This is a genomic window from Paramicrobacterium humi (assembly GCF_900105715.1).
Taxonomy (GTDB): domain Bacteria; phylum Actinomycetota; class Actinomycetes; order Actinomycetales; family Microbacteriaceae; genus Paramicrobacterium; species Paramicrobacterium humi.
The window spans coordinates 1,118,593-1,135,692 of the sequence record NZ_FNRY01000001.1 but is presented as its reverse complement, the minus strand read 5'-3'; the positions used below and the strand labels follow the sequence as shown (position 1 = coordinate 1,135,692).

General features: G+C 64.1%; 16 protein-coding genes. 8 read left to right on the top strand and 8 right to left on the bottom strand.

Annotated features, from left to right (window positions below; genetic code table 11):
- The first annotated feature begins 60 nt into the window (after window positions 1–60).
- The 6 genes from BLV49_RS05735 (at window position 61) to BLV49_RS05710 (ending at window position 7,663) form a co-directional block, all read left to right on the top strand.
- Window positions 61–2,208, top strand: coding sequence for a DUF6049 family protein (locus BLV49_RS05735; protein ID WP_091181178.1), 2,148 nt, complete (start codon window positions 61–63; stop codon window positions 2,206–2,208).
- The gene (gene murJ, locus BLV49_RS05730; protein ID WP_091181174.1) at window positions 2,201–3,838 is read left to right on the top strand and encodes a murein biosynthesis integral membrane protein MurJ; all 1,638 of its coding nucleotides are present in this window, start codon (window positions 2,201–2,203) and stop codon (window positions 3,836–3,838) included. The genes BLV49_RS05735 and murJ overlap by 8 nt, the downstream gene beginning before the upstream one ends.
- A 61-nt stretch (window positions 3,839–3,899) precedes the next feature.
- Window positions 3,900–4,865, top strand: coding sequence for a thioredoxin-disulfide reductase (trxB, locus tag BLV49_RS05725; protein ID WP_091181169.1), 966 nt, complete (start codon window positions 3,900–3,902; stop codon window positions 4,863–4,865).
- A 45-nt stretch (window positions 4,866–4,910) separates the two neighbouring features.
- Window positions 4,911–5,234 (top strand): thioredoxin, encoded by a 324-nt coding sequence (gene trxA / locus BLV49_RS05720; protein ID WP_091181165.1) that lies wholly within the window; start codon window positions 4,911–4,913, stop codon window positions 5,232–5,234.
- 99 nt (window positions 5,235–5,333) lie between these two features.
- Window positions 5,334–6,683, top strand: coding sequence for an aminotransferase-like domain-containing protein (locus BLV49_RS05715; RefSeq protein ID WP_176980736.1), 1,350 nt, complete (start codon window positions 5,334–5,336; stop codon window positions 6,681–6,683).
- 26 nt (window positions 6,684–6,709) lie between these two features.
- Entirely contained in the window at window positions 6,710–7,663 is a 954-nt protein-coding gene (locus BLV49_RS05710; RefSeq protein ID WP_091181158.1) for a D-alanine--D-alanine ligase family protein, read from the top strand.
- 94 nt (window positions 7,664–7,757) lie between these two features.
- Here BLV49_RS05710 and BLV49_RS05705 read toward each other — a convergent pair whose 3' ends face one another.
- From BLV49_RS05705 to rpmH, 8 genes are all read right to left on the bottom strand, one after another.
- A complete protein-coding gene (locus tag BLV49_RS05705) occupies window positions 7,758–8,738 on the bottom strand; it encodes a ParB/RepB/Spo0J family partition protein (protein ID WP_091181154.1) in 981 nt (326 codons plus the stop codon).
- Window positions 8,738–9,658 (bottom strand): ParA family protein, encoded by a 921-nt coding sequence (locus BLV49_RS05700; RefSeq protein WP_091181150.1) that lies wholly within the window; start codon window positions 9,656–9,658, stop codon window positions 8,738–8,740. The genes BLV49_RS05705 and BLV49_RS05700 overlap by 1 nt, the downstream gene beginning before the upstream one ends.
- A gap of 1,068 nt (window positions 9,659–10,726) precedes the next feature.
- Entirely contained in the window at window positions 10,727–11,374 is a 648-nt protein-coding gene (gene rsmG / locus BLV49_RS05695; protein ID WP_091181147.1) for a 16S rRNA (guanine(527)-N(7))-methyltransferase RsmG, read from the bottom strand.
- A 16-nt stretch (window positions 11,375–11,390) separates the two neighbouring features.
- Window positions 11,391–11,903 (bottom strand): Jag family protein, encoded by a 513-nt coding sequence (locus BLV49_RS05690; protein ID WP_091181144.1) that lies wholly within the window; start codon window positions 11,901–11,903, stop codon window positions 11,391–11,393.
- Window positions 11,904–11,905: 2 nt separating this feature from the next.
- Entirely contained in the window at window positions 11,906–12,955 is a 1,050-nt protein-coding gene (yidC, locus tag BLV49_RS05685; protein WP_091181140.1) for a membrane protein insertase YidC, read from the bottom strand.
- A gap of 8 nt (window positions 12,956–12,963) precedes the next feature.
- Entirely contained in the window at window positions 12,964–13,278 is a 315-nt protein-coding gene (gene yidD, locus BLV49_RS05680) for a membrane protein insertion efficiency factor YidD (protein ID WP_091181137.1), read from the bottom strand.
- Complete coding sequence (gene rnpA, locus BLV49_RS05675; protein WP_091181134.1) at window positions 13,275–13,628, bottom strand: ribonuclease P protein component; 354 nt, start codon at window positions 13,626–13,628, stop codon at window positions 13,275–13,277. Before rnpA ends, yidD begins: the two co-directional genes overlap by 4 nt.
- Window positions 13,629–13,652: 24 nt before the next feature.
- Window positions 13,653–13,790 (bottom strand): 50S ribosomal protein L34, encoded by a 138-nt coding sequence (gene rpmH / locus BLV49_RS05670; protein WP_091181132.1) that lies wholly within the window; start codon window positions 13,788–13,790, stop codon window positions 13,653–13,655.
- 333 nt (window positions 13,791–14,123) lie between these two features.
- Between rpmH and dnaA the strand changes: the two genes are divergently transcribed.
- Window positions 14,124–15,557: a chromosomal replication initiator protein DnaA gene (gene dnaA, locus BLV49_RS05665; RefSeq protein ID WP_091181129.1), complete on the top strand. Its 1,434-nt coding sequence runs from the start codon at window positions 14,124–14,126 to the stop codon at window positions 15,555–15,557.
- A 392-nt stretch (window positions 15,558–15,949) separates the two neighbouring features.
- On the top strand, window positions 15,950–17,098 hold the full coding sequence (dnaN, locus tag BLV49_RS05660; protein ID WP_091181125.1) for a DNA polymerase III subunit beta: 1,149 nt from the start codon (window positions 15,950–15,952) through the stop codon (window positions 17,096–17,098).
- Window positions 17,099–17,100: the final 2 nt, after the last annotated feature.

Below are 17,100 nucleotides of genomic sequence, written 5' to 3'. Positions count from 1 at the left end.
CTGTGTCACGGCAACGTAGAATCGGCTGAGCCCTCGCACGAGCGATTGCTTGCCAAGCCTATGAATCTTCGAACGACTCTCGCGTGCGCGGCCGCCCTCACCGCCGTCGCTTTGTCGTCCCTCGCCGGCGCGCCCGAGCCCGCCGCCGCGGTGACAGAAGACTCCGCCGTCACTCTCGACGCTGAGCTTCTCGACACTCCGCTCGGCCCCGACGGGTCCTTCCGCGTGAGCCTCACGGTGTCGAACCCGACGACGGACCTCGTTCCCGCGGGGCATGTGATCCTCGCCGCGGCCGACCGCCCGTTCGGCTCGCGCGCCGCGCTCGGCGCGTTCCTGACCCCGGGCAACGAGTCGACGAGCACGCCCGTCACCGTCGACACCATCGACGTCCCAGAGTTGTCCCCGCACGCCACGTGGACGAGCACGCCGATCACGATCGAAGCATCTGAACTCAAACTCCCCGACGACTTCGGCGCATATGCTCTTTCGGGAACATATGCTGCTGGCATGACGACGGCGCAGTCTCGTGACGCCTTCGTGTACGCGCCCGCGGCTCCTTCGGCCCGCCTAAACGTGTCGGTCGCGATGCCGATCACGATTCCTCCCAGCACTGACGGCCTGATCGACGCAGACACTCTCGCGTCCGCGACGGAGCCGGACGGCATCCTGACGCAGCAGCTCGACGGCGCGATGAATCGGCCCATCGCCTTGGGCATCGACCCACGCATCGTCGCCTCTATCCACGCGCTCGGCTCAGCGGCGCCGGAGTCCGCCGTCGACTGGCTGGCGCGCCTCGCGGCCGCCTCGAATGACACATTCCCGTTGCAGTATGCAGACGCTGACCCGACGGCGCAGCTGCAGTCCGGGGCGACGAGCCTCCTCGCTCCGAGCTCGCTCGAGTACGGCCTCGACCCGGCGAACTTCTCGCCCCCGAAGCCCACCGCCCCGGCGACGCAGTCGACGGGGACTCCGGGCACGAGCTCCCTCGAGTCGACGCCCGATCCCGAGCCGACCACCGACGCCGACGGCATTCCCACGCTCGAGTCTCTGCTCGACTTCCCGTACACCTTCGATTCGATGGTCTGGCCCGCCGACAATACCGTGACCCGGGCCGACCTCAAGAGCCTCGCCGCAGCCGAGGCCGGGCCGGCGATCATCGCGTCTTCGAACACATCAGCGGGGGAGCGCACGACCGTCCCCGCCGCCGGAACCGCCGAGGGTGAAGCGGTCTACGTCGCCGACTCCGCCGCCTCCGCGGCCTTGCGCCGCGCCGTGACCGCGACGGGCGACACGGCTCAGTCAGACGCCCTCGCGGCGCTCAGTGCGGAGCTCGCCGTCATGTCGGGTGAGCCGGGAGCCGACAAGCGCCACGTGCTGCTGACCCTTGACCGCACCTGGCCCACGAGCTCCGCGCGCCTCTCCTCCGTGCTGAGCCGGCTCGGCACCCTGCAGACCGTCACGCCGGTGCCGCTCAGCGATATCGACCCGAGCAGCGATTCCGCGGTCGCCATCACGGACGCCGCGCAGTCGGATTCACGACTCGACGCCTTCCGTCAAGCGGCGTCGCACGACGAAGCGATCGCCGCGTTCTCGAGCGTCCTCGAAGACCCGAGCATCCTGATCGGCCGGCAGGATGCCGCCAAGCTCGCACTGTATTCAGTCGGCTGGCGCGACGACGCCTCCGGCTGGGACGATGCGAGAAGCGCGTTCGAGACCGCGACCGCGAAGACCCTCGACTCCATCACGATCGTGCGATCGAGCCCCATCCTCATGATCGCCGACCAGATCTCGATAAAGATCTCGGTCCGCAACTCCCTCGACCTGCCGGTGAAGGTCGTCATGCGCGCCTCACCGGACAACCCCCGCCTCGTCGTGACCTCCTCGGATGTCACCGAGATCCCCGCTCAGACGCAGCAGGCCGTCGCCATCCCCGTGACGGCTCGGCTCGGAAACGGCGACGTGAACCTCCGCCTCGAGCTGTTCAGCCCGAGCGGGGTCCCGATCGCCGACAGCTCGACGGTGCCGGTCACCGTCCGGGCCGACTGGGAGCGGATCGGCACCATCATCCTTGTGACCGGCGTCACGCTGCTGTTCGTGTTCGGCCTCATCCGCACGATCCACCGTCGCCGTCGCGAGAACCGTCACAGCACGCCGGGAGAGGGCCCCACGCCGGCCGACGCCTCCGTCGTGAAGGATGCCGATGACTGAGGCGACGGGGAGAGAGGAGTCGATCGGCCGGGCGAGCCTTTTCCTCGCCTCCGGGACTGTCGTCTCGCGGGTCCTCGGCTTCATTAAGGCGGTGCTGCTCGCAAGCGCGATCGGCAGCGTGGCGAGCGCGAGCGCTGACGCGTTCGGCGTCGCCAACCAGCTCCCGAATCAGATCTACTCCATCGTCGCCGGTGGCGTCTTCAGCGCCATACTCGTGCCGACGATCGTCCGGGCGATCGTCAGCGAAGACCGCGGCCGCGCCTACATCAACAAGCTGCTCACTGTCGCGGTGGCGATCCTGCTCGGGGTGACCCTGCTGGTCTGCCTCGCGGCGCCGTTCATCATCAACATCTACCTCACGAGCGGCGAGATCGACCCGGCGGCGCGTGCCCTCGCGACGGCTTTCGCGTACTGGTGCCTCCCCCAGGTGTTCTTCTACGGCCTGTACTCGCTCCTCGGCGAGATCCTCAACGCACACAAGCTGTTCGGCCCGTTCACGTGGGCTCCCGCGCTCAACAACGTCATCGCCATGCTCGGTCTCGTCGCGTTCATGCTCATCTTCGGCGCCGACCCGGCCGGTCATCGTCTCGTCACCGAGTGGACGGACGGCATGATCACGCTTCTCGCCGGCTCCGCGACGGCCGGAATCGCCGCTCAAGCACTCGTCCTCTTTCTCTTCTGGCGCCGCATCGGCCTGCGCTACCGTCCCGACTTCCGCTGGCGCGGAATCGGCCTGCGGAAGACGGGCAAGCTCGCCGGCTGGACGTTCGCGTCGCTCCTGCTCACCCAGCTGGGCGGCGTCGTACAGACGAACGTCTCGTTCCTCGCTGCCGGTCAGGGCGCGTCCACAGCGGCGCTGCAGGCCTCGTGGCTCATCATCATGCTGCCGCACTCGGTGATCGCCGTCTCCGTCGCGACCGCCTACTTCACGCGCCTCGCGGAGCACGCGCACGCCGGGCGCATCGAAGCGATGAAGGAGGACGTCGCTCGTGCCGCACGCCAGATAACCGTGCTGATCGTCCTGGCGGGCGCCGTCATCGCCGTCGTGGCCCTGCCCTTCTCCAGCCTCTTCACGGGAAAGATCGAGCAGGCGGGCCAGATGGCGCTCGTCATCCTCGCGTACCTCGGCGATCTGCTTCCGTTCACTCTCCTCTTCGTGATCCAGCGCACCTTCTACGCGCTCGGCGACACGCGCACTCCCTTCTTCTCCACCGTCGTGCAGTCCGCCCTCTTCATCGCTCTCGCCGTCAGCTGCTCGCTGCTGCCGAGGGAATGGATCGGCTTCGGGCTCGCCGCATCCATCTCCATCGCCGGCGTGGCGCAGATGACGGTCGGCTATCTCTTCCTACGCCGAAAGATCGGAGGGCTCGGGGCGCGCGCCGTGCTCCTGGCGATCGGCCGCTTTGTCCTCGCCGCGATTCCCGCTGCAGCCGTCGGCTGGCTCATCACGTGGCTTCTCGGCGCTACGCGGGAGGACGGATTCGCCGTCGGGAGCGTGATCGGCGCCGTCGTGACGATGGCTGTCGTGGGAATCGTGATGGCCGTGATCTACTTCGGAATCCTCATCGTCACGCGCTCGCCCGATCTCAAGGGAGCACTTGCCCCGTTGCGCCGCAAGCTCGGTAGGTAGCCAGGAATACTGGCTGACTACACTGTGTTCTACTGGGCGACAACAACGTAAGGAGCCGCGCGTGCACAACGTCATCATCATCGGATCGGGGCCGGCCGGATACACGGCAGCGATCTACGCCGCGCGCGCCGAACTCGGGCCGATCGTCATCGCGAGTTCGGTCGAGGCAGGCGGCGAGCTCATGAACACGACGGATGTCGAGAACTTCCCGGGCTTCCCCGAGGGCATCCAGGGACCGGATCTGATGGCCAACATGCAGGCCCAGGCGGAGCGCTTCGGCGCCAAGGTCATCTATGACGACGTCGACTCGGTGCAGCTCGATGGACCGGTGAAGGTCGTCAAGACGATGCTCGGGGACACGTACAAGGCCCGCACCGTCATCGTCGCGACCGGCTCTGCCTACCGCAAGATCGGCATCGCTGACGAGGAGCGCCTGTCGGGCCGCGGCGTCAGCTGGTGCGCCACCTGCGACGGCTTCTTCTTCAAGGGCAAGACGATCGCTGTCGTAGGCGGAGGAGACTCGGCGATGGAGGAGGCGACCTTCCTCACGCGCTTCGCCGACAAGGTGTACGTCGTGCACCGCCGCGACAAGCTTCGCGCCTCGAAGATCATGCAGGAGCGCGCCTTCACCAACCCGAAGATCGAGTTCGTCTGGAACAACGAGGTCGTCGGCATCTCCGGCGAGGACTCGGTCACCGGACTGACCCTGCGCAACACGGTGGACGGTGCCGAATCCGCACTCGACGTGCAGGGCCTGTTCGTCGCCATCGGCAACGACCCGCGCACGCACCTCGTGCACGGCCAGCTCGACCTCACCCCCGAGGGCACGATCGCCGTCGAGGGACGCTCGTCGAAGACAAACCTCGCTGGCGTGTTCGCCGCAGGCGACGTCATCGACCCGACGTATCGCCAGGCCGCGACCGCTGCCGGCAGCGGTACCGTCGCTGCGCTGGACGCCGAGCACTACCTCGCCGCTCTCCATGAAGCCGGAGAGCCGGAGCCGGTAGCCGACCAGATCAGTGCCTGAGCGGCGAAACCCGCCGCTGCTGCAGAATCCAACAAAGGAGAGATAATGACCGCTCGTGCAGTGACCGAGCAGACGTTCGAGACCGAGGTCCTGAACTCTGACAAGCCCGTCCTCGTGGACTTCTGGGCCGCCTGGTGCGGACCCTGCCGCATGGTGTCTCCGATCCTCGACCAGATCGCCTCGGAGAACAGCGACAAGCTCGACATCGTCAAGGTGAACGTCGACGAGAACCCGAACCTGGCTATGAAGTACCAGATCACCTCCATCCCCGCGATGAAGGTGTTCTCGAACGGCGAGGTTGCGACCTCGATCATCGGTGCAAAGCCCAAGGCCGCCCTCGAGGCCGACCTGGCCGCCTACTTGGCGTAGCCGACGACACTCGAGTGACCCGTCCGGCTCGTCCGGACGGGTCACTTGTCGTTTAAGCCGCAAACCACGCGGCCGCAACGTCCAGCATCCCCGACTACCATGAAAGCAAAGCAGAAACGGATTCACGTGTCAGAACAAGGCCGCCCCACCGCACCCGGAAACAATCTCGATCCCTGGTACTCCAGCTACGCGGCGCGGGCCGCCGGGCTGTCCGCCAGCGAAGTGCGCGCCTTGTTCGCCGTGGCCTCGCGCCCCGAAGTCGTCTCCCTCGCCGGCGGCATGCCGTATGTGTCCGCGCTGCCGGAGGACCTCGTCACAAACGCCATGTCCACTGTCATGCGTGATGAAGGCCCGACGGCGCTGCAGTACGGCTCCGGCCAGGGCGTGCCGAAGCTGCGTGAACAGATTCTCGACGTCATGGCCCTTGAGGGCATCAAGGCCAGCGCATCCGACATCGTCGTGACGACCGGAAGCCAGCACGCCCTCGAGCTCTTCAGCAAGCTCTTCCTCGACCCCGGTGACGTCGTTCTGTCCGAGGGCCCGAGCTACGTGACCGCGATGGTCATCTTCAAGAGCTACCAGGCAGAGGTCGCCCACGTCCCGATGGACGACAACGGCCTGATCCCCGAGGCGCTGCGAGAACGCATCGCGCAGCTCAAGGCCGAGGGGCGGCGCCTCAAGTTCCTCTACACGATTCCCACGTTCCACAATCCCGCCGGCGTCACGCTCGCCGCGGAGCGCCGGGCCGAGATCCTGCAGATCGCGCAGGAGAACGGCATCCTCGTCCTTGAGGACAACCCGTACGGGCTTCTCTATTTCAACCAGCAGCCGCCGAACGCGATCCGGTCCTTGGATGAGGACGGGGTGGTCTACCTCGGCACATTCTCGAAGACCCTCGCTCCCGGATTCCGCGTCGGCTGGGCTCTCGCCCCGCACGCGATCCGCGAGAAGCTGATTCTCGCGAACGAAGCCGCCATCCTGTGCCCTTCCTCGTTCAGCCAGATGGTCATCTCCGAGTACTTGAGCCAAGCCGACTGGAAGGGCCAGATCAATACCTTCCGAGGCGTGTACAAAGAGCGCAAGGAGACAATGATCTCCGCCCTTGAGGAGTATCTGCCCGGCTGCACGTGGACGAATCCGAACGGCGGGTTCTATGTCTGGCTCACGCTGCCCGACGACCTCGACTCGAAGGCGATGCTTCCGCGTGCGGTGAAGGAGCTCGTCGCGTATACGCCCGGCACCGCCTTCTACGCCGACGGGGGAGGACGACAGAACATCCGGCTCTCGTTCTGCTATCCGACTCCCGAGCAGATCCGCGTGGGAATCCGGCGCTTGGCAAACGTTGTCAACGGCGAGCTCGACCTTCTGCACACGTTCACGAGCTCCGGTCCGTTGACCACTCGCCGATCGTCGCAGAGCTTCAACGCCCCGCCGCCCAACATGTCCTGAACGATCACGAGACAGAAAGCCTGATCATGACTGATAAATCTGCCCTTTCCGTGACCGTTCTCGCTGGCGGCATCTCGCACGAGCGCGATGTCTCCCTCCGCTCCGGCGCACGCTTGAGCGACGAGCTGCGCCGCACCGGTCACGCCGTCACCCTGCGTGAACCCAACGCCACACTGCTGAGCGACGTCACCGAGAACAGGCCGGACGTCGTGTGGCCGGCACTGCACGGCGCAAGCGGGGAAGACGGCGCTCTCCAGGCGCTGCTACGTGCCCGCGGCATCCGCTACGTGGGCTCCCACGCCGAGGCAGCCGGACTCGCATGGTTCAAACCGACCGCGAAGGTCCTCGTCGACCGCGCGGGGTTTGCGACTCCGAAGTGGCTCGCGCTGCCGCAAGCGACGTTCCGGGAGCTGGGCGCCGGGGGAGTGCTCTCCGAAGTCCTCTCCGGCATCGGCACCCCCGCCGTCGTGAAGCCCGCTCAGGGCGGATCGGCTCAGGGCGTGACGATCGTGGATGACCCGAGCGATCTGCCCCGCGCCATGGTGGACGCCTACACCTACTCAGACACCGCTCTGGTGGAGCAGAAGGTCACGGGCGTCGAACTGGCCATCGCCGTCATCGACACCGGCTCGGGTCCGCGCGCACTGCCCGCCGTCGAGATCGAGCCGATCTCCGGCGTATACAGTTTCGAGGCCCGCTACAACGCCGGTGAGACGACTTTCTACACGCCCGCTCGCATCTCCGATGAGGTCGCCGAACGTGCAGCCGAGACGGCGGTGGCTGTGCACGAGCTCTTGGGGCTTCGCCACATCTCTCGCATCGACGTGATCGTGGACGCCGAGGGAACCGTCTGGTTCCTCGAGGCGAACATGCTCCCCGGACTCACCGAGACCTCGCTCGTGCCCCTCGCGATCGAGGCGGCAGGTCTCACCCTGGCGAGTGTGTACGACGCGCTCGCGCAGGCGGCTGCGAACGAATAGAGCGGATGCCGCCAGTCGGCGAACAAGAAGGGCGACCGGATTTCCAGTCGCCCTACTTGCGCTTCAGGCCGAGGCCGGAACGCTGGTTTCTGTATCACCCACTGTAGGGTTCCTCGCCGATCTCCGCAAGGATGCGATTGAGGTCGCCGATCGTAGCGAAATCGACGATGATCTGGCCTTTCCTCGCCCCAAGGTTCACCTTGACGCGGGTGTTCAAGCGGTCGCCGAGCCGCTCTCCGATTGAGTCGAGCTGGCCGCGGCGCTGACCAGGCTGCGGCTTCGGCCGCTTACCGGCCGTCATCCGCTTCGCGGCCTCTTCGGCCGCACGCACGGAGAGGTCTTCGTTGATGATCTTCTCGGCAAGCCTCGCCATGAGCTCCGGCTCACTGACGGACAGAACCGCGCGAGCGTGCCCCGCGCTGAGGACGCCCGCCGCAACCTTTGACTGAACCTCCGTCGGCAAGCGCAGCAGGCGAATCGTGTTGGTGATCTGCGGTCGGGATCGGCCGATGCGGTCGGCGAGCTGATCCTGGGTGATTCCGAAGTCCTCGAGGAGCTGCTGATACGCCGACGCCTCTTCAAGGGGATTCAGCTGCGACCGGTGCAGGTTCTCCAGCAGAGCGTCACGCAGCATCGCCTCGTCCGCGGTGTCCTTGACGACTGCGGGGATGCTGTCGAGCCCTGCTTCCTTCGCCGCGCGGAGGCGACGCTCGCCCATGATGAGCTCATAGGTTCCCTTATCCGCGTCCTTGGGGCGTACGACGATCGGCTGCAGAACTCCGAACTCGCGAATGCTGTGCACGAGCTCGGCGAGGTCGTCCGGATCGAAATGGGTGCGCGGCTGATTCGCGTTCGGGGCGATGTCGTCGGGATTGAGGCCGAGAAGCTGGGCGCCCGGGACTGTCTTGAGATTGCTCTCGGGTTCGGTCGCTTCCTTCTCGGCCGTGTCGACACCGACGGACACCGTTGCGGACGAATCGGGGAAGAAGACGTCGACGGGGCGGGACTGGCCCTCCGTCTGGGTGGGGATGAGTGCGCCGATGCCGCGACCCAGACCGGTACGTCGTGTGGCCATTACTGCTGTTCCTTCTTCTGTGGTGACTTGGGAGCGCGGCGGGCGATCTCCGCCGCCGCTTCCAGATATGACACGGCGCCGATGCCGCTCGGATCGTAGGTGATGACGGTCTGTCTGAAACTCGGAGCCTCAGAAATGCGCACGGCACGCGGAATGACGGCCTTCAGAACCTCGTCAGGGAAGTGGGCCCGAACGTCGTCAGCCACTTGGTTCGCGAGGTTCGTCCTCGAGTCGAACATGGTCAGCAGGATGGTGGACAAGTGCAGTCCGGGATTGAGGTGCTTCTGGATGAGGTGAATGCTGTTGAGCAGTTGGCTGAGGCCTTCAAGCGCGTAGTACTCGCACTGGATGGGGATGAGCACTTCGTTTGCAGCGACAAAGCCGTTGATAGTGAGGAGTCCGAGCGACGGCGGACAGTCGATGAAGATGTAGTCCCAGGGTTCACCGGCTTCCCGGGCTGCCGTGACGAACTCGTCGAGCGCGGTGCGGAGTCGATGCTCGCGTGCGACTTGCGAAACGAGCTCGATCTCGGCGCCGGCGAGGTGGATTGTCGAGGGGACGCAGAAGAGATTGTCGGACTCCGGGCTCACCTGCACGACTTCCTGCAGGGGAAAGTCATCGATCAGCACGTCGTAAACGCTCGGAACTTCGGACGTGTGGTCCACTCCGAGAGCAGTAGAGGCGTTTCCCTGGGGGTCCAGATCGATGACGAGAACCTTGTTGCCATGCTTGGCGAATGCCGCCGCGATATTCACCGTGGTCGTCGTCTTGCCGACGCCGCCCTTTTGATTTGAAATGGTGAAGATCCGCGTGGACGCCGGCTTGGGAACCTTTACTTTCGCGACAGCCTGTCGTCGCTGCGTCAGCGCTGCTAGGTCGCGAGCCAGGGGAGTGGAGGAGTCGAAGGAGACCTCCGTCATGAGGCTCTCACCACCGCGTCCTGATGTTTCACGTGAAACCCTCCGTCCGAAACCGTACTCAACAACTGTACGCGTTCCGGCCGACCTCCGCACGGCGTTCCGGCGTCGTTCGCGACCTCGTTTCACGTGAAACATGGCGCTGCACGGGCATCGGGTTGGCCTAGGTGCCCGCGTCCCACGTGGCGAAGCGACACGCAACAGAAATGCAGGCGAGAACCTCCCACGCGTGACTCCCGCAGCGGCGTGCACGCAAGACTCGGCAACCGCCGCGGCTCCGTCTATACAGCGAACAGGGCGCGTCGCTGCTGGTGGAGGGGGTGAATGAGAACTGAGATGACGCCCCACTATCGCACGCAAGCTGCGGCGGCGCTCCGACTCCAGAGCGGAGGAGGGCACCGATCCGACGCCGCGCCCTGGACCGAGGGCTCATCGCTACTCTCGCCGTCGCAACACCCGGACACAAGGCAACATGGTCCGTCACTCGGCACGAGTCGCCACAAATCGTGTTTCACGTGAAACATGGCTGGGACTTCGCTACGCCACTGAAAGAGCACGGTAGGAGTGCCTCCGAGAGGGAAATCTCCTCCGATTCCGACCGCCGCTACGAGGGCGCGAGGGCTTAGAATCGCTCCTGTGGAATTCCGGCTCGAAAAAGGCCGGTCAGGATCATCTTCCAGCTTTTCGAAATCGGGCCGGTTTTGGCCCTCAACAGCCCCGCGGCTCTAGTGAGCCAGCGGGCGCCCAGACGACGAAGCTTCTTACCCCGGAGCGGTCCGAAGTGTGAGTCAGCAGGGCGCCTCTACCGAGAAGGCAGCAGCCTCTACGCCTGCCCCAACGGGACAGCGGTGGCAGAGCCACGAGCCAGTGGGGTAGAGCGAAGGTTTCACGTGAAACGAAGGCCCTCGCGTATCCACAGGTATCGTGTACCTGTGGATAACTCAAAGGGCAGCGGGTGCATCATCCCGAGCAGAACCGCGAGATGACGGGGGAGAGGGAGGTCCTGTCGACGGATGTCCACAACTGTGGAGAGTGAGAGATATCCACAAGTGGGGCGTGGGACGCCGCGGGTTACGCGCGTACGTCTCCCCGGATCACGCGGGTCGGTTCAGAGATGACGCCCTCGCCGAGCACCTGGACGCGCGCGTTTGTAACCTTGTACCGACGCATCTCCTTTTGTGCCGCATCGATTTCGGCCTGAGCGTTCGCCCCCTTCATCAGGACGAGCTCGCCGCCATCGCGCGTCAAGGGAGCCGTGAGGCGCAAGAGCTTACGGAAGGCGCTCACTGCACGAGCAGTGACCTGATCGAGCCCGGCGTCGACGTTTGACTCTTCCGCCCGGGCGCGAACGATCTCCACGTTTTCCAGCTCGAGTTCGGACACTTGCTCGCGAAGCCACGTGACGCGACGCTCCATGGGCTCGATGAGCACGAACTGAACGTCGGGACGCGCGGCGGCCAAAACGATGCCGGGGAGCCCGGCGCCTGTGCCGACGTCGCCCACGCGACCTGGTTGCAGCAGGGGAGCGACGACTCCGGAGTTCAGAATGTGCCGCGTCCAGAGACGAGGCAACTCGAGCGGACCGATCAGTCCGCGTTCTTCTCCGTGCAGCGCGAGCTGATTCGTGAAGTGTCGGACGATGCTGAGGCGGTCACCGAATACAGTGACCGCCTCAGCGGGTTCGAGTTCTAGCTCTGCGGGGGAGGGGGAAACAGTCATCGTTTCACGTGAAACATCAGTGCCGCGTGATGACGGTGTGACGGTCTCGTCCCTCACCGTGAGACTCAGATGTGTAGCCGCGCTCAGCCACAATGTCGTGCACGATCTTGCGTTCGTAGCTGGACATCGGCGGAAGGTCCGCTTGGCTCGAGCCTTCTTCGATCCGGGTGATTGCACGGGAGACGAGTTCTGTCAGCTCCGCCTGTCGAGCCGCGCGTGAACCGGCAACGTCGAGGATGACGCGAGAGAATTCTCCTGTCTCGCTTTGCACGGCGAGGCGCGTGAGCTCCTGAAGAGCGGAGACGACCTCCGGCTTGGAGAGGCGGTCGAGATCGCCGTCCGAATCACTCACGGACACGTATGCCCGGTCATTGCGCACATCGATGTCGATGTCTCCACCGAGGTCACACACATCAAGGAACTCCTCGATGTAATCCGCAGCCGCTTCGCCCTCGCGCTCGACGGCGCTCAGCTCATCGGGCGACTTCGTGTCGACGGCATCCGTTCGGGCTTCGGTCGTGTCGGACATTCCTACTTCTTTCCCTTGGTCTCGGGTTCACCGGTGGTTGACTTCTTAGCCGCACTCGTCGGCGAGGGGCTCTTCGGCGCATTCACTTGTCGGCCCTGCTGCGAGAGCTTCTTCGCGCGATTCTTGCCGACCGGCTGCGTGCGCTGAGTGGGCTTCTTCTCTTCGACGACAATGGTGTCGCCCTTCGCCTCCAGCTTGTCGAGCTTTCCCTTGCGCGCGAGGCGCTCCTCGCGCTGCTTGGCGGCCTCCGTGCCGGGCATCGGCATGTTCCGGATGATGAGGAACTGCTGCACCATGGTCCAGATGTTCGAAACGAGCCAGTAGAACATGACGCCGAGCGGGAAGGCGAAGCCCGAGAAGAGGAACACGAAGGGGAGCAGGTAGAGAAGGATTCGCTGCTGCTTGAACATCGGCGAGGCCTTGGTCTCATCCGAGATGTTCTTGGACATGATCTGCAGCTGCGTGAAGAACTGCGATCCCGTCATGAGAACGACCATGACGGCCGCGATCACCATCACGCCGGTCTGCTGCGGATCCGCGTTCATCGCGTCCTGGAAGCTCGAGTGGAGGGGAGCGAGATCGAAGAGCGACGCGTCGCCGAACAGCTTGGCCAGGGTCGTGTTGAGCGGTCCGACACCGGCCTGCCCGTTCGCGGCCTCACGCAGGACGGAGAACAGCGCGAAGAAGATCGGCATCTGCACGAGCAGCGGCAGGCAGGAACCCATGGGGTTCGTGCCCGTGCGCTTGTAGAGGTCCATCGTCTCGCGACTCATCGCCTCACGAGACAGCTGGTCGCGCTTGCCCTTGTACTTCTCCTGGATCTTCTTCAGCTGGGGAGCGACCTCCATCATCTTGCGCTGATTCTTGATCTGCTTGACGAAGAGGGGAATGAGAGCCGCGCGGACGACGAGGACGAGACCGACGATCGACAGCACCCACGTGAATCCCGCGGCCGGATCCATGCCCAGATTCGTGAACAGCCAGTGGAAGGCGACGAGGATCAGCTCGACCGCCCACTTCAGAGGCCAGAGGATGGTACCGATGATGTCCATGGGGGCGATCAGCCCTTTCTGTGGAGGGGAGAGACCACGAACCCTCGCGGGGTCACGGCGTAGCGGAAGTTGTTTTTAGCGGGGGCATCATCCACTCCGCCTGCTGCCCAGGGGTGACAGCGAAGGATGCGACGAGCGCCGAGCACCGAGCCGACGGCGACGCCATGATGCTGAATCGCCGTGAGCGTGTAGGCGGAGCACGACGGGTAGTAGCGGCATACGTCGCCGTACAGCGGGGAGATGACGGCACGGTAGACCTTCAGCACACCGACCGCGACGTTGCGGGGTATGAGAAGAAGAAATCCGATGACTCGCGCGGTCATGCGACCGCCTTGCGCACGGCCCGCGCAACATCTGATCGCAAGTCGTCGAACGAGGCATCGGCGGCACTCGGTAGCGCACGAATGACCAGGTCAAGACCAGAAAATGAACCACGAACGCCGAGCTCGCCGGTGAGGATCTGGTGGCAGATGGCCTTCAGACGCCGGCGAACCCTGTTACGCGTCACAGCGTTGCCAACCGTTTTCGCAACAATGAACCCGAATCGCGGTTTCCCGCCATTCGGGTTCTTGTAAAAGTAGCTCACGGTACTCCCACCGGCGCTGCGACGACCACGGCGAACTGCGTACTTGTAGTCAGCAGCGCTCGTGATTCGATGCCTCTTGTCGAGCACTGTCGGCTGGCAGCCGGCCGGCTACTACGCAGAGAGCTCGGTGCGGCCCTTGCGGCGACGAGCCGCGAGGATGGCGCGGCCGGCGCGGGTGCGCATGCGGGTGCGGAATCCGTGAACCTTGGCACGACGGCGGTTGTTCGGCTGGAACGTTCTCTTGCTCATAGTTTCTCCTGGAGGACACCCACCGCGGCTTGGCAGCAGGAAAGCTGTAGGCCCAATCGGGCTGAGTCAACTGATTAAAGCTACGTGTTCGAAGTGCCGCGGTCAAACTAGACCGGCAGCAAAGGGTCGATTATCCACAACATTCACAGATTATTCGGCCGCGACACGCATCTTCGATTCTACCGGGATCGCGGCGAATTTTGTCACCGCCCGCCGCGCCGACTAGCGTGATGGAACTGAGTTATCCACAAGCTCGAACGAGCGGTGAGCGATACCGCGCACCAAGTGGAGTTTAATCAGTGGATAACCTTGTGGATAAGGAGGGGGACTTGGATGTCTGACGAGCAACAGGACGTTGCCGGCACTTGGCAAATCGTGCTCGATGCTCTCGCCGACGACGAGCGGATCACTCCTCCTCTCCAGGGCTTCCTCAGTCTCGTGGTGCCAAAGGGCATCATGGGCGGCACCTTCTACCTCGAGGTGCCGAACGAGTTCACGGCGGGGCAGCTCAATGCGCGCATGCGCGCTCCGCTTCTGCAGGCGATCGCCGGAACAATCGAGCAGTCTCACGGCGCATCGACGTACGCGGTCGTCGTCAATCCCGAGATCGTCGAGGAAGAGTTCGAGACGGTCTTCGCCACGGGTCCGTCGCATGACGACGGACCGGCGGCACGCGCGGAATCGCTGCAGCAGTCGATCTCCGTCGCCGACACGATGCTGCCGGCGCGCCAGAACGACACTCGACTGAATCCGAAGTACTCGTTCGACAACTTCGTGATCGGGCAGTCGAACCGATTCGCGCACGCCGCAGCGGTCGCCGTGTCGGAAGCGCCGGCAAAGGCGTACAACCCGCTCTTCATCTATGGCGACTCGGGGCTGGGCAAGACCCACCTGCTGCACGCCATCGGTCATTACGCGATGAACCTCTATCCCGGCATCCGGGTTCGCTATGTCTCCAGCGAGGAGTTCACGAATGACTTCATCAACTCCATCGCGAACAACCGAGGGCCGGCGTTTCAAGCGCGGTATCGGGACATCGACATTCTGCTGATCGACGACATCCAGTTCCTGCAGAACAAGGCGGAGACGCAGGAGGCGTTCTTCCACACGTTCAACACGCTGCACGACCACAACAAGCAAGTCGTCATCACGAGCGACCTCCCCCCGAAGCACCTCACGGGTTTCGAAGACCGTATGCGGTCGCGCTTCGAATGGGGACTCATCACGGATGTCCAGGCACCCGATCTCGAGACCCGCATCGCCATTCTGCGAAAGAAGGCGCAGAGTGAGCGCCTGCTGATTCCCGACGAAGTTCTCGAATTCATCGCGTCAAAGGTGTCGAGCAACATTCGGGAGCTCGAGGGAACGCTCATCCGCGTCACGGCGTTCGCGAGCCTCAATCACACACCCGTCGACATGACACTCGTGCAGACGGTGCTCAAGGACATCATCACGCTCGACGAGGACAACGTCATCTCACCCGTCGACATCATCAACACCACTGCGGCGTACTTCAAGCTGAGCGTCGACGACCTCTATGGCTCCAGCCGCTCGCAAGCGATCGCGACCGCGCGTCAGATCGCGATGTACCTGTGCCGCGAGCTGACGAATCTGTCGCTGCCGAAGATCGGGCAGCTGTTCGGCAATCGCGACCACACGACTGTCATGTACGCGAACAAGAAGATCGGCGACCTCATGCAGGAGCGTCGTTCCATCTACAACCAGGTCACGGAACTGACCAGCCGCATCAAACAGGGCAATCGCTGACTTCTCTGCTTCACCAGGCATTTTCTTCCCCTGTGGATAACTTGTGGAGAAGATCCGGAAAACTCGCCCCGGAATGGGGACAGCTATGTGCAACCTGTGAATGGCCGCCTCCGCGCCGGATCGGCTCACATCCGTGTAATTCCGCTGTTTCGACAGCAACTCAACAACTGACACTGCTGTAGTTCCGCGAAAGAAGCGGCGTGTCGGCAGTTATCCACAGTTTCCACAGCGGTTAAGAAGATTAAGAGAATTACTTAAAGATCATCGTGCGGGAACCTTCACCGTGGAGCGGCTCGTCGCGGGAGCGGCATCCGATTCCTGTCATTCGGGGCGGCGTCTCGTGGGACTAGCATGGGTTCCGACTTGTTCGACGAATCCGACAGGGGTACGAAGTGCGTTTCAGCGTCAACCGTGATGTTCTGAGCGAAGCCGTCTCATTCGCCGTGAAGCTGCTTCCGCAGCGCACAACCCTCCCGATCCTCAGCGGTGTGCTGATCGAGACGAGCGATACCGGACTCAAGCTCTCGAGCTTCGACTACGAGGTCTCATCGCAGACGGAGATCGACGCCGACGTCGACGAGCCGGGAACCATCCTCGTCTCCGGTCGTCTGCTCGCGGACATCGCTAGTCGACTGCCGAACGCGCCTGTGAAGTTCGCCACGGAGGAGAACAAGATCCGCGTCACGTGCGGTTCTGCGAACTTCACGCTGCTCTCGATGCCCGTCGAGGAGTACCCGACCGTGCCGCACGTCGAGGGGGAGACGGGTCTCGTTCCCGCCGAGGACTTCGCGACCGCAGTGGCCCAGGTCGCGGTCGCTGCCTCGCGCGACGACGTGACGCCGGTCATCACGGGCGTGCAGCTCGAGGTCGGCGACAACTCGCTCGGGCTCGTAGCGACCGACCGGTACCGTGTCGCGGTCCGCGCCATCGACTGGGACGGCAGCGACATCAGCAGCGACGAGCAGCTCACCGCGCTCGTTCCCGCCCGCACGCTGCAGGAGGTCGGCAAGACGTTCGGTCACGGCGGAAACATCTCCGTCTCGTTCGCGCACAAGGACGATCGCGAGCTGATCTCGTTCTCATCCGACAAGAAGACGGTGACCTCGCTGCTCATCAAGGGGTCGTTCCCGCCCGTGCGCCGCTTGTTCCCCGAGAACGTCGACAACTACGCGGTTATCAACACCGCCGAGCTCATCGAGGCGGTGCGTCGTGTGTCTCTTGTGCTCGAGCGGGAGGCCGCGCTGCGGTTCTCGTTCAGCATCGACGGACTCACGATGGAGGCGATCGGTTCGGAGCAGGCGCAGGCCTCCGAGTCGATCGACGCGCTGCTCACGGGTGAGGACATCGTGCTGTCGCTCAAGCCGTCGTTCCTCATCGACGGGCTCAACGCCGTTCGAAGCGAGTTCGTGCGCTTCTCGTTCACGAAATCGGAGAACACGAACAAGCCGGGGCCCATGCTCATCACGAGTCAGTCTTCGAAGGATCAGCCGGGCGCCGACAGCTACAAGTACCTGCTGCAGCCGAACCTTCTGCTGCGCTGACA